1 rRNA gene is annotated in these 691 nt (G+C 39.8%); it reads left to right on the top strand.

The features are described from left to right. Window positions 1-558 precede the first annotated feature (558 nt). Window positions 559-691, top strand: a 16S ribosomal RNA gene (locus tag A3761_RS04440); the annotation flags it as partial.

The following is a 691-nucleotide window of genomic DNA, read 5'->3' as shown; positions in this document are numbered from 1 at the left end:
AAGAAGGTAGAGGCGAGCTTGAAGTTGTCGGTGCCTGGTATATATGTGATTCAGGCGGGTAAGAAAAAGATAGCAAAAGTCTCGTTAAAATAGCGTTACAAACTAATTTATAAAAAGTTTGATAAAGGTGTTGACCTAAAGAATCAGCTCTATATAATGCGCACCTCCTTAAGACGAACCGCTTCGAAAGCGGCGAAGTTTGAAGGAGATAGAAGATGAATTAAGTGATTAAATCAGTAATTTATCTTCGCTTGTTAAAGGTTTTGGTTTTCGGTTTTGAATTTAAATTTCTTCGAAAACAAATTAAAAAAATCGTTGACAAGCAAATGAGACGCTGTAGAATACGCGCCTCGCTTGAGGGATCTCAAGCAAGCTCTTTAAAAAATTAACCAAGCAATTCGTGTGGGCGCTGACTGAGATGATTTCACGATAAAGCACTCTGATCTAACTTGTTAGAGAGGATGTTGCTTAAGAAATTATCAAGTCAACGACCTGTACAATTTATTTGAACAGTAAGTAACTTGAGCAAGTATATGAAGCTTTTGCTTCGACTAGATTGAACTGAAGAGTTTGATCATGGCTCAGATTGAACGCTGGCGGCAGGCTTAACACATGCAAGTCGAGCGGTAACAGAGATAGCTTGCTATCTGCTGACGAGCGGCGGACGGGTGAGTAACGCGTAGAAAACTGC

The sequence above is a fragment of the Oleiphilus sp. HI0123 genome (assembly GCF_001635315.1).
This window is presented reverse-complemented; position numbering and strand designations above follow the sequence as displayed.